The 15,088-nt window shown below is 65.3% G+C and carries 9 protein-coding genes; 3 read left to right on the forward strand and 6 right to left on the reverse strand.

The window, feature by feature from the left end; genetic code table 11:
- Window positions 1-540 precede the first annotated feature (540 nt).
- Window positions 541-3,372 carry a winged helix-turn-helix domain-containing protein gene (locus IVB29_RS13935; protein WP_247503933.1) on the reverse strand — a complete coding sequence of 944 codons (2,832 nt, stop codon included), beginning with the start codon at window positions 3,370-3,372 and terminating at the stop codon, window positions 541-543.
- A gap of 198 nt (window positions 3,373-3,570) precedes the next feature.
- Here IVB29_RS13935 and IVB29_RS13940 point away from each other — a divergent pair, with 198 nt between their 5' ends.
- The 3 genes from IVB29_RS13940 (at window position 3,571) to IVB29_RS13950 (ending at window position 5,683) form a co-directional block, all read left to right on the forward strand.
- Window positions 3,571-3,990 (forward strand): organic hydroperoxide resistance protein, encoded by a 420-nt coding sequence (locus IVB29_RS13940; protein ID WP_247503934.1) that lies wholly within the window; start codon window positions 3,571-3,573, stop codon window positions 3,988-3,990.
- A 33-nt stretch (window positions 3,991-4,023) separates the two neighbouring features.
- Window positions 4,024-5,046 carry an alpha/beta hydrolase gene (locus IVB29_RS13945; protein WP_247503935.1) on the forward strand — a complete coding sequence of 341 codons (1,023 nt, stop codon included), beginning with the start codon at window positions 4,024-4,026 and terminating at the stop codon, window positions 5,044-5,046.
- A gap of 73 nt (window positions 5,047-5,119) precedes the next feature.
- A complete protein-coding gene (locus tag IVB29_RS13950; protein ID WP_247503936.1) occupies window positions 5,120-5,683 on the forward strand; it encodes a cytochrome P460 family protein in 564 nt (187 codons plus the stop codon).
- Between the two features lie 14 nt (window positions 5,684-5,697).
- Here the strand turns inward: IVB29_RS13950 and IVB29_RS13955 are convergent, their stop codons facing one another.
- The 5 genes from IVB29_RS13955 to IVB29_RS13975 all read right to left on the reverse strand — a co-directional run bounded on the left by IVB29_RS13955 (window position 5,698) and on the right by IVB29_RS13975 (window position 15,079).
- Entirely contained in the window at window positions 5,698-9,207 is a 3,510-nt protein-coding gene (locus IVB29_RS13955) for a PAS domain-containing hybrid sensor histidine kinase/response regulator (protein WP_247503937.1), read from the reverse strand.
- Window positions 9,208-9,390: 183 nt separating this feature from the next.
- A complete protein-coding gene (gene hemA / locus IVB29_RS13960) occupies window positions 9,391-10,620 on the reverse strand; it encodes a 5-aminolevulinate synthase (RefSeq protein ID WP_247503938.1) in 1,230 nt (409 codons plus the stop codon).
- A 236-nt stretch (window positions 10,621-10,856) separates the two neighbouring features.
- Window positions 10,857-11,918 carry an MBL fold metallo-hydrolase gene (locus IVB29_RS13965; RefSeq protein WP_247503939.1) on the reverse strand — a complete coding sequence of 354 codons (1,062 nt, stop codon included), beginning with the start codon at window positions 11,916-11,918 and terminating at the stop codon, window positions 10,857-10,859.
- A gap of 118 nt (window positions 11,919-12,036) precedes the next feature.
- Entirely contained in the window at window positions 12,037-14,187 is a 2,151-nt protein-coding gene (locus IVB29_RS13970) for a methyl-accepting chemotaxis protein (RefSeq protein ID WP_247503940.1), read from the reverse strand.
- A 166-nt stretch (window positions 14,188-14,353) separates the two neighbouring features.
- Window positions 14,354-15,079 carry an outer membrane beta-barrel protein gene (locus IVB29_RS13975; RefSeq protein ID WP_247503941.1) on the reverse strand — a complete coding sequence of 242 codons (726 nt, stop codon included), beginning with the start codon at window positions 15,077-15,079 and terminating at the stop codon, window positions 14,354-14,356.
- Window positions 15,080-15,088: the final 9 nt, after the last annotated feature.

Raw genomic sequence — 15,088 nt, forward strand, 5'->3', positions numbered from 1 at the left:
TTGCTACGGTCAAGCCTTCGCGAAGATGCGCGCGAGCCCAACCGGGCAGACGGCATCGTCAATTCGCGGGGCGAGGGAGGCCAAAGGGAAAGTTCGGCTCCCGGGAGAGCACGGCATAAGCCGTCCAACCATCGCGCAGGGAAGGCCGAGTGATTGGCGCCACCTGTATGCTGCTGTGCGGTTCTTTTGCGCTACATCTTCGCGCAGCGGACCGCGGGTGCGAGGTCAGCACCCGGCCTTCCCTGCGCCCTCTCGGCTTGAGAGGGTGAAGCGACCAGGCAAAGCTCGGGCGAATTGCGCCGCGAGAACGCAAAGGCGTGTCTGCAAGTTGAAGTGCGAATTGGAAGAGCGACGCTGCCGCTTACTCCGTCATTGCGAGCGCAGCGAAGCAATCCAGAATCCCTCCGCGGAAAGACTCTGGATTGCTTCGTCGCAAGGGCTCCTCGCAATGACGGCGTTGAGCGAACGCGCGCCCCACTCCGCTCTCGTGCCCCGGACGCAGCGCAGCGCTCCCCGGGCACGAGAGGCGCCGAGTCCGCGTTACAATGTCTGCAACAAAGCGATGGCGGTCCTGATATCCGCCGTCTCCGAACCCTCGACGAAGCCTTCGAGCGCCGACTGGAGCAATTGCGTCGCCTCCCCGCGATCGGCAATCAGCGTTGCGAGATCGATCGCGGCGCGAAGCTCCCAGGCTTTCGCGCCCGTGCGGCGGCTCAGCTCCAGCGCCTCCCTGAAGCAGCTCTCCGCTTCCTCGCTGTTCGGCTGCGGTTGCGACAGCAGCACCTTGCCCTTCATCCGCAGCAGCTCGGGCATGTACAAGCGGTCGCCACCCTGTTCGACCAGCCGGATCGCATCCGAGATCAGGTGTCTGCTCTGCTCGATTTGCCCGAGCGTGAGATGGCCTTGGACCAGCGCGAGGTGGAACGTGGTGGTGAGCAGTTCGTAGCCGGACTCGTGCAGCTCTTGCAGGCAGCTCCCGATGGTCTCGACGCCGCTCGCCGCGTCGCCGCGACGGATTGCGATCTCGCCTTTGACGCCCCTGCCCGCGGCGAGATAAGGCCCCATCGAGCGCGACCCGGCGTGAGCGATGAAGCGGTCGATGTTTGCGTCGGCGCTCGCGAGGTCCCCGCTCCAGAGGTCGATCGAAACCGCCCAGATCAGGGCGATGCAGAGCGTGATCGGATGATCCATCTGCGCAGCCTCAGCGACCGTCTGCTGCGCCAGCTGCCGTGCCTGCGCCGGCTGGCCTTGCAACCACAATTCGCGGGCCAGCGAGATGCCGGCGCGGTTGCGATGGTCGAAGCCATAGACCGTGCTGATGCGTTCCGTGCCGGGTCCGCGCCAGGCGGCCTCCAGCATCCGCATGGCATCGCGATGTTCGCCGCTGAGATGCAGCGAGACGCCGAGCAGCGACTGCGCCAGAGCGAGCGAAGCGGCATCGCCGAGCGTCCCGGCGACGACAAGACCCCGTTGCGCATAACCTAGCGCAGCCTCGAACTGACCGATCCGCTCGTGGAAGATGTGCATCCGGCCGAGCAGCTGGAGCTGGTTCGGTGCATCGCCAAGCCTGTCTGCAATTGCAAGGGACCGGGTCAGCGCACTGCGCGCCGCTTCGCTGCCGCCGCGCGTGAACATCAGCGTCAATCCGAGCGCGGCTTGCAGATGCATCTCTTCAGCGCTGCCGAGCGAGGCGGAATCGATCGCCAGCAGCGCCCGCTCGGACCAGCGCCGGCATTCGGTCAGCAGGGACATCGCCAGGAAAATGGGTGCGGCCGCAGCGGCAAGCGCGATGCCGCCGCCGACGTCACCGCCGCCGCCGAAACACCAGTCGAGGGCGGCGCGCACGTTGTGAAGCGCCGAGAAATGGATGGCCCGCTCGTCGGCGCTCGGCACCGTCGCCCATTTGGTTCCGGCCTGTTGCAGCCATCGCCGGTAGTAGGTGGCGTGACGCGCGGCGAGGGCCGATACGTCGTCCGCGATCCCGAGCAGATAGGCACGCGTGGTGTCGAGCAGACGGTAGCGCATCATCGCGCCAATGGGGCGCGGCGCGACCATCGACTTGGCGACGAGGCTGTCGATGGCCTCGAACAGAAGCGCGCGATCGACCTGTCCGTCGGGCACGACCTCGAGCGCGGCATCAATGGTGAAGTGGCCGACGAAAACCGAAAGCCTGCGCAGCACGAGGCGTTCGAGTTCGGACAGCAGGCCGTAGCTCCAATCCAGCGTGGCCTGCAACGTCTTCTGCCGCGGCGGCGCGGTCCGCTGCCCGTGCCAGAGCAGATTGAGCCGCTCGTCGAGCAGCGTTGCGGTCTGCTCCAGGCCATAGGCTTCGACGCGACCTGCGGCGAGCTCGATCGCAAGCGCCATGCCGTCGAGCTTGCGGCAGATTCTCGCGGCGATGGCGGCATTGAAATCATCGAGCGCGATCTGGGCGCCACCCGCGTTCGCGCGTTCGAGGAAGAGTTCGATGGCGGGGTAAGTCCGGGCGACCGCAGCTGTCAGTCCGGAATCATCGGGCGGAACGCCAAGCGGAGACAGGCGGTAGACCTGCTCGCCCTCGACACGCAGGGCTTCGCGGCTCGTCGCGAGGATGTGGACGTGTGGCGCGGCCTGAAAGATCTCCGCCGCGAGCGGGGCAGCCGCCGCAATCACATGCTCGCAATTATCCAGGATCAGCAGCATGCGCTTGGCTTGCAGATGCGCAAGCAGCGCAGGCATCGGATTGTCGGTCTGGGCCGGCAGCCCGAGCATCAGGAGCAGCGAGGTGATCACGAGATCGGGATCGCTGAGTGCGGCAAGATCAACGAAGTGCGCGGCCTCCGCAAACGTCGCCAGCAGGTCATGCGCAATCGCCACCGCCACGGCCGTCTTGCCGACGCCGCCCGGGCCGACGATCGTGACGAAGCGGGAGGTGATGAGCTTGTCCGATACGGTGGTGACCGCGTCGGCGCGTCCGACCATCCTCTGCAACCGGTTGGGGAGTTTGACGGGCGGCAACTCGGCCACCGCCGCGCGGTGCCGTTCTGGCTGAACCCCCGCTTGCGAGATCGGCGCCACGAAGCAATAGCCACGGCCCGACAGCGTCGTGATGTAGCGGGCGCCATCCTTGCCATCGCCGAGCGCCTTGCGCAGCGCTGCAATATGGAAGCGCAGATTGGCTTCCTCGACGGCCATGCCCGGCCAGACCAGCCCCATCAAATCCCATTTGCTGACGACCTGGTTCGGTCGCGACATCAGCGCGATCAGCGTATCGAAACTCTTGGCGCCCAGCGGCAGCACAATGCCGTCGCGCGTCACCAGCCGCTGATGCGGCGTCACGGTGAATGGTCCGAACGAAAGTGTCATTGCGGCAGGCCCGGCCGGCTCGGTCATCGCGCGAAATCTTTGCTCATTTCCAGAACCGGATAGCCAGCGCGCAGCGATCCTACAAGGCTTGCCTTGCAGCGGAATCAGGCCGCCCTTGCAGGCCACCCAACACGGTTCCCGGCGAGCTCACAACTTCTCACAACACCAAACGGGTATTCCGGCAAGGTCGCTGATAGTCAGTTGCGTGACCGCAAGGAGACTCTCATGAGCCAGACGGAAAAGCTGCTCTACACGGCCCGGACCCACACCTCCGGCGGGCGTCAGGATGGTATGTCGCGCAGCTCGGATGGCCGCCTCGACGTGCGGCTGTCGCCGCCCGGCAGCGCCGGCATCGGCACCAATCCCGAGCAATTGTTCGCGGCCGGTTGGTCCGCATGCTTCGAAGGCGCCATGGAGATCGCGGCCCGGAAACGAAAAATCGTGCTTCCGAGCAAAAGCGCGATCGAGGCGGAAATCGATCTCGTGCTCGACCAGGGCGCTTACGCGCTCAGGGCGCGCCTCAATGTCAGCCTGCCGGGCCTCGCGCGTGAGGTCGCCCGCGACATCGTCGATGAGGCGCACCAGACCTGCCCCTATTCCAACGCCGTTCGCGGCAACATCGACGTCACCGTCGATCTGATCTGACAACTTCGCCAACTATCAAGAAGGTATCCGACCATGACCCATATTATCGACCAGCATCGCCGCAAGTTTTTTGGGGTTGCCGCAGGAACCGTCGCCGTCGGCCTTGGCGTGTTCGCCCGCGCCGAAACGCAAGCGCCGCGATCCCAAGCCTCGAATGCGTCCTTCGGTCCGATCAAGCAGATCGACGCCGGCGTCCTCAATGTCGGCTACGCGGAAGCAGGTCCGTCGAACGGCCCCGTGGCGATCCTGCTGCACGGCTGGCCCTACGACATTCACGCCTTCGTCGACGTCGCGCCGATCCTGGCCAAGGCCGGCTATCGCGTGATCATCCCTCATCTGCGCGGCTACGGCACCACGCAGTTTCTCTCCAGCGAGACGCCGCGCAACGGCGAGCCCGCCGCAATGGCCGTCGACATCATCGCGCTGATGGACAAGCTCGAGATCAAGAAGGCGGTCGTTGCCGGCTTCGACTGGGGCGCGCGCACCGCCGACATCATCGCCGCGCTGTGGCCGGATCGTTGCCGCGCGCTGGTGTCGGTCAGCGGCTATCTGATCTCCAGCCAGGCTGCGGGCAACGCGCCGCTGCCACCGTCGGCCGAATTGCAATGGTGGTATCAGTTCTATTTTGCGACCGAGCGCGGCCGTGCCGGATACGAGAAGTACACGCACGATTTCGCAAAACTGATCTGGAAGCTGGCCTCGCCGCAATGGAAGTTCGATGACGCGACCTTTAACCGGAGCGCGGCCGCGCTGGACAACAAGGATCATGTCGCGATCACGATCCACAATTACCGCTGGCGGCTTGGGCTCGCGCAGGGCGAAGCGAAGTACGAGGAGATCGAAAGGAAGCTCGCGGCTGCTCCTGTCATCAGCGTCCCCTCGATCACGATGGAAGGCGACGCCAACGGTGCGCCGCATCCCGACCCCAGCGCCTATGCCAAGAGGTTCTCCGGCCGGTACGACTTTCGCCTGATCACCGGCGGCATCGGCCACAATCTGCCGCAGGAAGCACCGCAAGCCTTTGCCAAGGCCGTCATCGACGCCGACGGTGCGTGAGCGTTTATTCGATGCCTCGGTCCAGCGCGGCTGGACCGAGGATATATGCCTGGTCCCAGCATGAAGAAATTCCATGACGCCCATCGAACCTGAAATGAAAAAGAGCTCCTATGCCGCGGCCATCACGCTGACGGTGCTCCTTCTTGTCGTTCTCCTGACTTGCGTGCCCTATTTAGTCCCGATCGCTCTTGCCGAAGGACCGGCGCAAGGCAACACGGCAGACGACTCGCCGATCTTCGGCGTCACGATTCCGGCGGGCTACAAGCAGTGGGAGCTGATCGCGCCGGCCGAAGAGGCGACACCGCTTAACGAGCTTCGCGCGGTCGTCGGCAACCAGACGGCAATCGAAGCCTATCAGGCCGAAAAACTTCCGTTCCCCGACGGTACCATTCTGGTCAAGCGCGCCTGGAAGCGGAAACCCTCGCCGGACTTCGCATCCGCGACGATTCCCGGCGCCGCCACAACGGTCCAGGTGATGGTCAAGGATTCCAAAAAATACGCCTCCACCGGCGGCTGGGGCTTTGGCCGCTTCGTCGACGGCAAGCCGGTCGACGAGGCCCAGCACCGCACCTGCTTCGCCTGCCATGACGCCCACGCCAAGGGACACGATTACGTTTTCACCCGGCTCGCGCCCTGAGCCGCGCGAGCGTCCTACTCCGCCGCAACCATCTGCTGCGTGCGCCATTGTCCGAGCAGGGCGCGCAGCGAAGCCGGCTTCACTGGCTTGTTGAGGACTGCGATCTTCTCGTCGCGCGCAGCGACCTGTACGGCTGGGCTGCGATCGGCGGTGATGAGGATCGCAGGGATCGCGTCGCCGAAACGGCGGCGGATGTCGCGGATGGCGGCGATGCCGTTGCCGCGGTCGAGATGATAGTCCACCAAAAGTCCGGTGACGCGCTTGCCGGCGACCTCGATCGCGGCGATCGCGCCTTCGGGATCGGCGACCGCGATGACCTCGGCGCCCCAGGCCTTCAGGAGCGTGCGCATGCCGTCGAGGATCGCGGCATCGTTCTCGATACAGACGATCAGCGCGCCCGCGATCGGCGTGCGCGCCAGCGGCGTCGCGCTGGTGACGGCGGCGGTGAGCGTGATCGCCTTCGCCGTCGGCACCGTGACCGAGAAGACCGAGCCGCGGCTCGCATTGGCGTCGATGGCGATGCCGTGGTTGAGCACGCGCGCGAGACGCTCGACGATGGAGAGGCCGAGGCCGAGGCCGCGCGCGATGCGTGCGCCCTGCTCGAGACGGTGGAACTCCTTGAAGATCTCGCCGCGCTTGGCCGCCGGGATGCCGACGCCGGTGTCGTAGACGCAGATCTTGAGCGAGGGGCCTTGACGGCGGCAGCCGACCAGCACGCGGCCGCGCGGGGTGTATTTGATCGCGTTCGAGATCAGGTTCTGGAGCAGGCGTCGCAGCAGCAGGCGATCGGACTCGACCGGCAGCGAGCAGGGCACGAAGGCGAGCTCGAGGCCCTTGGCACGCGCGATCGGCGCGAACTCGATCTCCAGCGACCGCATCAGATCGGCCATCTTGAAGCTTGAGATGGAGGTCGTCATTGCGCCTGCATCGAGCCGTGAAATGTCGAGTAGCGCGCCGAGGATCTCCTCGATCGCCTGGAGCGATTCGTCGATGTTCTCGACCAGCCGGGTCTCCTCGCCGCTGTGCTGGCGCTCGACCAGGCTCGTGACATAGAGCCGCGCCGCGTTCAGCGGCTGGAGAATGTCGTGGCTCGCCGCTGCGAGGAACCGCGTCTTGGAGATGCTGGCGTCTTCCGCGGCGCTCTTGGCCAGCGCCAGCTCCGAGTTCAGCCGGGTCAGTTCCTCGGTGCGGTCGCGCACGCGCTTTTCCAGCGTCGCGTTGGCGCGCTCCAGCGCCTCCGCGGCCTCGAAGCTGGGCGTGACGTCGGTGAAGGTGATGACGAAGCCACCGCCGGGCATCCGGTTGGTCAAGGTCTCGATCACCATATGGCGTTCCGGCAGGCGCTCGAGATAAGGCTCGCTGTCGGTGGTGTAGGCGGCAAGCCGCCGCTCCAGCATGGCCTCGCGCTCGACCGGATCGGCGGGGTTGCTGACGTCCATGAATTCCAGGATTTCGCGAAGCGGCGTACCGAACTGGATGAAGTGCGGAGGAACGTTGAGGAGATCGCCGAACACCCGATTGGAACAGATCAGCTGCAGGTCGGCGTCGAACACCGCGATGCCCTGGCGCACATGATTGAGCGCGGTCTGGAGGATCTCGCGGTTGAAATGCAGCGCCGCGTGGGAATCGTCGAGCAGTTTCAGCGCGGCTTTCGCCGACACGGTCCGCTTGCGCAGCAGCAGCGACATCACGAGGCGTGAGGACGCCGCGCCGATCGAGGAGGCGATCAGGTGCTCGGCATGCTGCAACAGCTCGAAATCGGCAGGCGCTGCCGGCTCGATCCGCACATTGCGCCGGGCCGAGAAGGCCTCGAACGAATGACGGGCGCGGTCGGGCCCGAGATATTGCGCGACGGTAGTCTGGATGTCCTGCACCGTGACGGTGGTGCGCCAGCGGCGGAAGCTCGGGGAGATCGGCGCCAGTGTGTTGGGCACGAACAGATCGGCCTGCACCAGCTCGATGGACGATGGCTGCCGGGCCAGCGAGAGCAGCACATAGGTGAGGATGTTGAGCGACAGCGACCAGACCACGCCATGCATCAGCGGCGGCAAATCGGCGCCGAACAGCGCCTGCGGCCGCAGCGCTTCGATCCCGAGCGGACCGTGCTGGAGCAGCAGGATGCCCGCCGTCGACGAATCCATGAAGCTCGGAATGAACAGCGTGTAGAGCCACACCGCGAAGCCGACCAGCATGCCGCCGATCGCGCCGCGCGCGGTCGCGCGCCGCCACAGCAGCCCGCCGAAGAAGCTCGGCGCGAGCTGGGCGATCGCGGCAAAGGAGAGCAGGCCGATCGCCGCAAGCTGGGTGTTGCCGAGCGCGCGGTAGTAGAAATAGGCCATCACCATGATGGCGAAGATCGCGAGCCGGCGCGAGCGCAGCAGGAAGTCGCTGAAATCGGCGCCGCCGGTGCGTCCCTCCGGTCGTCGTTGCAGCACCAGCGGCACCACGAGGTCGTTCGACACCATGATGGAGAGCGCGACGCATTCGACGATCACCATCGCGGTCGCCGCCGACAGGCCGCCGACGAAGATGGCGACGCTGAGCAGGTCCGCGCCGCCCTCCATCGGCAGCGCCAGCACGTACATGTCAGGGTCGGCTGCGCCGAACGGGAAGCTGACGAGGCCGGCGAGCGCGATCGGAATCACGAACACATTGATGGCGACGAGATAGAGCGGGAACAGCCAGCGCGCGCGTCCGACCTCCGCATCGCTGGAATTTTCGACCACGCTGACGTGGAACTGGCGCGGCAGCAGCATGAACGCGCACAGCGACAGCAGCGTCATGGTGAGGAAATTGCCGATCGACGGCGAATAGTTGATGGCGCGCACCGCCTCCGGCGTCTTCATCGCGCGCTCGATCAATTCGTGCGGCGAGAACATCCAGAAGGTGACGAAGATGCCGGCGGCGAGGAAGGCAACCAGCTTGATGATGGATTCTGTCGCCACCGCCAGCATCAGGCCGTGCTGGTGCTCGGTGGCATCGGTCTGCCGCGTGCCGAACAGCACGGCGAAGGCGGCCATCGCCAGCGTCACCATTAGCGCCATGTCGCCCAGGATCGGGATGTGGGAGAACGCCTGGTCCTCGCTCAGGATGGTCGCGAGCGAGGAGGCGACCGCCTTGAGCTGGAGCGCGATGTAGGGCACCGAGCCGATGATCGCGATCAGCGCCACGGTAGCCGCCACCGCCTGGCTCTTGCCGTAGCGCGCGCCGATGAAGTCGGCGATCGAGGTGATGTTGTGGGCCTTGGCGAGCTGGATCACGCGGCGAAGCACGCCGGCGCCGAGCCCGATCATCAGGATCGGGCCGACATAGATCGCGAGGAAGTCGGTCGAGGTGCGGGTCGCAAAGCCGACCGAGCCGAAGAAGGTCCAGGACGTGCAGTAGATCGCCAGCGACAGCGGATAGATCAGCCCGGACGCGCGGCCGGCCTTGGCCTGCGAGCGGCGGTCGCCATGGCTCGCCACCAGGAACAGGAAGCCGATATAGCCGAAGGCGGCGGCGATCACGCCCCAGTCGTGCAGCATTGCGAGCGCGCTTCTCCCAGGGCGCCGGCAGCGCCCAGTCTCATTTTCCCGGCAAATCTAGCGCGTCGGGCGGGTATAGGCGACAGCGAAATGCCGTGCCAGGGGAGGAACCGGGGTTGTCGTTAAGCCGCAGGATGAGCTGCCCGCTCTCCCTCGCCCCGCTTGCGGCGAGAGGCGAAAACCCTACTCCGCCGCGAGCGACTTCTCGCGCAGCGGCAGACCGAGGCGGTCCCACACCTGCAACAGCGCCTCGGCGAGCTGATCGATCAGGCCGTCGTCGTGATAGGGCGAGGGCGTGATGCGTAGCCGTTCGGTGCCCTTGGCCACCGTCGGATAGTTGATCGGCTGGATGTAGATGCCGTGCTCTTCGAGCAGCATATCCGAGGCCTGCTTGCACTTCTCGGCATTGCCGATGAACAGCGGCACGATGTGGGTCTCGTTCGACATCACCGGCAGACCGGCGGCGTTGAGGATCGCCTTGACGCGGGCGGCGCGGTCCTGGTGACGCTCGCGCTCCCAGCTCGACGTCTTCAGATGCTTGATGGCGGCGGTCGCGGCCGAGCAGATCGCCGGCGGCAGCGCGGTGGTGAAGATGAAGCCCGGCGCGTAGGAGCGCACGGCGTCGATGATCTGGCCGTTGGCGGCGATGTAGCCGCCGAGGCAGCCGAACGCTTTCGCCAGCGTGCCTTCGAGAATGTCAATGCGATGCATGACGCCGTCACGCTCGGCGATGCCGCCGCCGCGCGGGCCGTACATGCCGACGGCGTGGACCTCGTCGACATAAGTCATTGCGCCGTACTTCTCGGCGAGATCGCAGATTTTTGCGAGCGGCGCGACGTCGCCGTCCATGGAATAGAGGCTCTCGCAGGCGATCAGCTTCGGCCGGTTCGGACCCGCCGCCTTCAGCAGCGCTTCGAGATCGGCGAGATCGTTGTGGCGGAACACTTGCCGCTCGCAGCCGGACTGGCGGATGCCCTCGATCATCGAATTGTGGTTGAGCTCGTCCGACAGGATCAGGCAGTTCGGAATGAGCTTTGCGATGGTTGCGATGCCGGTCTGGTTCGAGACATAGCCCGAGGTGAACAGCAGCGAGGCTTCCTTGCCATGGAGGTCGGCGAGCTCGGCTTCGAGCTGCACCAGCGGATGATGCGTGCCGGCGATGTTGCGGGTGCCGCCTGCGCCGGTGCCGACGCGCGTTGCGGTCTCGACCATCGCGCCGACCACCTTCGGGTGCTGGCCCATGCCGAGATAATCGTTGGAGCACCAGATCACGACGTCGCGCTTGCCGTTGGGCGAGTGCCAGAGCGCGTGCGGGAACCGGCCGGCAATGCGTTCGAGATCGGCGAACACGCGATAGCGCCGCTCGGTATGGAGACGATCGAGGGCGGAATTGAAAAACTGGCTGTAATCCATCGTCAAACCTGCAACGGAACTGACCAAAGGGCCGCATCTTCTTAGAGCTATTCCAGCTCTAATGTCTATGCGCTATCCCACATTTGGACCTGCGGGGCATTTGGGCAAAATGCCCTATCGTGCGATTTGAAACTTGATCCCGATCAAGTTCGCGCGAGATGCAATGTTGCTCTGCACCATCCGCTATCGGGGCGCGTCGGCATCACCCCGTAAGCGGGACGAGGCGAAGACAGAGCTCAACTCGTCCGGAACTGCAGCACGCCGTCCTTGGTCTCGGCCGTCAGCCGGCCCTCGACGATCATGTAGTTGACGTGGGCGACGAGCTCGCCGGCGGCAAAGCCCATCTGGTGCTCGTCCAGCACGTGCTTGTTGAACACGACCGGCACCAGGGCGCGCGAGGTCTGCGGCACCTCGCGGCAGGCTTCCGCGATCAGGCGGCAACGCTCCTCGTGGTGGTCGGCGAGCTGCTTGATACGGGTCTTGAGCCCGTAGAACGGCACGCCGTGGCCGGGCAGCACCAGCAGATCATAGGGCAGGGTGGTGGTGAGGCTCGCAAGCGAGGCCAGATATTCGCCGAGCGAGTTCTGGTCGGGCTCGACCGCCCACACGCTGACGTTCGGCGAGATCTTGCTCAGCACCTGATCGGCGGAGAGGAACAGCTTGTCGTCGGCGCAATACAGCATCACTTGGTCGAGCGCGTGGCCGCCGCCGGTGATCACCTTGAAGCGGCGCGCGCCGATCACGACCTCGTCGCCATGCGAGATGCGGTGGTAGGACGGCGGCAGCACCGACACCTGCTTGAGATAATCCTGGCCGCGGCCGAGCAGTTTTTCGGTGAGCGACTCGTCCATGCCGTGGCGGCGGAAGAACAGCCGCTGCGCGTTGCGACGCTCCTCAGTGCCGCGGTTCTGATGATAGACCGATTGCAGATATTCGACCTGCGACATCACCAGCGGGCAGTTGAACCGCTCGACGATCCACCCGGCGAGACCGACATGGTCGGGATGCGAGTGCGTGACGATCAGGCGCGTGATGTTGACGCCCTTCAGCGGCCCCTCGAACAGTTTTGTCCAGGCCTCGATCGTCTCCTCATTGCCGAAGCCGGCATCGACCATCGCATAGCCGTCGCCGTCGGCGAGCAGGTAGATGTTCACGTGGTTGAGGCGAAACGGCAATTTCAGCCGCGCCCACAACACGCCGGGGCGCACCTCGACGACCTCTTCGGGGCCGGGATGCTGTTCCCAGGGGTAGCGCAGCGCCTCGGCGGAGGACGGCACAGTGTCGGTTTTTGCGTTCATGCTATCGGCTTAAACCCAGCGCGGGCGGGGCGCCAGCCGAAAAAGGACGGGCCGTGGTCTCCGCATGGCCGTCATACCGGAGCGCTTTTTCCGTGGCCGAGCCCAAGGGGCGGCGTCCTTACGCCGCCCGCATGTTGTTGAGGAACGCATCGATCTCCCCGCGCAGCATGTCGGCCTCGCGGCGCAGCGCATCGGAGGCGCCCAGTACTTCGCTGGCTGCGGCGCCGGCTTCGGCGGAAGCCGTGGAGACGCCGACGATGTTGCTGGAGACCTCGCTGGTGCCGCCGGCCGCGTGCTGGATGTTGCGGGCGATCTCGCGGGTCGCCGCGCCCTGTTCCTCGACCGCGGCCGCGATCGTCGTGGTGACGTTGTCGATCTCGCCGATGATCCGCCCGATGCCCTGGATGGCGCCGACCGCCGAGGTCGTGACCGATTGCATGCTGGCGATCTGGGTACGGATCTCTTCCGTTGCTTTCGCAGTCTGGCTCGCGAGGCTCTTCACCTCGGACGCGACCACGGCGAAGCCGCGGCCGGCCTCGCCGGCGCGCGCCGCTTCGATGGTTGCGTTGAGCGCGAGCAGATTGGTCTGCGACGCAATCGTCTGGATCAGGTCGACGACGACGCTGATGCGGCTCGCGCTGTCGGCGAGGCTCTGCACCGTGGTGTCGGTGGCACCGGCCTCCTCGACAGCCTTCTTTGCGATTGCGGCCGAGGTGACGACCTGCTTGCTGATCTCCTCGATCGAGGACGACAGCTGCTCGGTGCCTGATGACACGGTCTGCACGTTGACCGAGGTCTCCTCGGCGGCGGAGGCGACCGCGTTCACCAGCGCGTTGGATTGGTCTGCGGTGGTCGACATGCTCTGCGCCGTCGACTGCATCGAATTGGCGGACTGCGCGAGATTGTCGAGTGCGTTGCGCACCGTGCCCTCGAACTCTGCAATCTTCGACTCCATGCGCGCGGCACGCTCGGCCTTGGCGGCGCGGTCCTTGTCCTGCTCGCTCGACATCGCGCGGGACTCGATCATGCTCTCGCGGAACACTTGCAGCGTGTTCGCCATCACCGAGATCTCGTCATTATGGTTCTTGGAGCGGTAGATCTCGGTTTCGAGATCGCCGTTCGCGAGCAGCTGCATCGATCCTTGCAGCGCGCCGATCCGGCGCAGGATGTTGCGGCCGACATAGAGCCAGACGAACAGCGCCGAGCCGACCAGCATCAGCGCGCCCAGCGCCAGCATCGCGGTCGTCGCGAGCGAAATCTCCTGACGCGCCTGGAAGGTCGACGCATTGGTCTCCTTCTGCACACCGTCGACGAGTTGCTGCACGCTGATGCCGAGGCCGACATTGAGCTTGCGCGTCTCGTCCAGGATGGTCTGGCCGTAGTCGAGGGCGTCGAGCTCCTTCTGGCGGATCTTGAACACGCCAGTCTTGCCCTCGCCGAAGGCGAACAGCTTTTGCACGGCGTCGCGCATCGCTTGCATCGAGGGAACCTTCGGCAGGTCCTCGAGATTCGACTTGACGCGGTCGCGCGTCGCCTTGAATTCCTTCTCGATCACCTCCAGCGTGTCGCTGTTGTTGGCCGAAAGCGCCGCCATCATGTCGGCGGCCATCAGATTGCCGTTGGCGGAGACCATCGAGATCTGGGCGACGGTGCGGGCAGCTTCAGTGGCATCGTCAGCGGACACGTCCGCTGCGCCCAGGATCGCGTTCAGGCGTGTCTGCGCATCCAGCATCGCGGGGCCCGCGGCGCCTACGAAGGCGAGCTGGGCCTTGCGCAACGCTTCATATTGCTTGTCGTGCAGCGCGCCGGTTTCGAGCCGTTCGCGAGCCGCCGAGACCAGGCTCTGCGTGGCTTCGTCGATGCTCTTGGCGGTGTCGCGCAGCGCGGTCGCGATCTGCTTGTCGGCGCCGAGCTCGATGATCTCGCCGAGCTTCGCCATGGCGAGCTGCTGGATGTCCTTCACGCTCTTGGTGCGTTCGTTCAGCGCCTCTTCGGACGGCGATGCGAGGAGGCCCGGGCCCTGCGCTGCGAGTGTTGCGCTCTGCGAAGCGAGCTGAAGGCTGGCGGAGAGGCGCGGAATGTCGCGCCCGCTCAGATCCATCATGGTCGCGCCGAGGTGGTTGAACACGAAGCCGGCGCCTGCCGCGATGACAAGGCCCATACCGGCGATCAATGCGAAGGCGGCGAACAGGCTGCCGCGCACGCCCCATTTCGGCATCTTGAAACGAGGCATGAAACGGCCAAGAAGACCACCAAGACGGATCGCCATCGAAATTCCCCCACGCATGATCTTTATGTTTTCGCGACGGAGTATCCTTGGTCCCGGTTAAAAAATCGCAAGTTGCACAATTGCTTGGTTGGTTCCGCAGAGCGAAAAATGAAAGGGCCGGCAGAGGTGCCGGCCCTTGATGGCGAAAGGGAATTTGGACGCGCGATCAGTAGCGCGCGACCGTCGAGTTGGCCCAGTTGAAGCGGTAGTTGACGCCCGCCTTGATGGTGTGGTCGTCGGTGGTGAAGTTGCCCGTGCCTGCCAGCGGACCGCCGGTGAAGTGCGCGTCGCCGAAATTGTAGTACTGGTACTCGGCCTTGGCCGACCAGTTCGGGGCGAACATGTACTCGACGCCGGCGCCGACGGTGTAGCCGTTGCGGTGATCGCCGGTGATGACGAAGGCGGTCGGCACGCCGCCGACAGTGACCTTCTCGTTGTTATCCGAATAGGCGTAGCCGCCCTTTACGTAGAGCAGGCCCGGACCCCAGGTGTAGCCAACGCGGCCGGTGATAGAGCCGAGGCCACGCTGGTCGTTGGTGTAGGCGATGCCGCCCGGAAACACCGCACCGACGCTGCCCGAGAGCCAGGAGTACTGGGCTTCGGCGCCGACCAGGAAATTCGGGTGGAACTGCCAGTCCGCACCGGCCTGCAAGCCGCCGAGGAAACGGCCGTTGCCGTTATTGCCGGTGGAGAGGCCGCTGAAATTGTTGTCGCTGGAGAACGCGCCACCGAGATGCGCACCGATGTAGAAGCCGGTCCAGTTGTAGATCGGCGCGGCGTAGGCCGGCGCGGGCGCCTTGTAGTAATTGCGGTTACCGAGATCGGCACCGATCGCCGGCACAGCCGTGCCCGCCATGAGCAGCGCAACAGTCGCAAACAGGATCTTCTTCATCGTCTTGAA

This window comes from Bradyrhizobium sp. 1 (assembly GCF_023073315.1).
Lineage (GTDB): Bacteria > Pseudomonadota > Alphaproteobacteria > Rhizobiales > Xanthobacteraceae > Bradyrhizobium.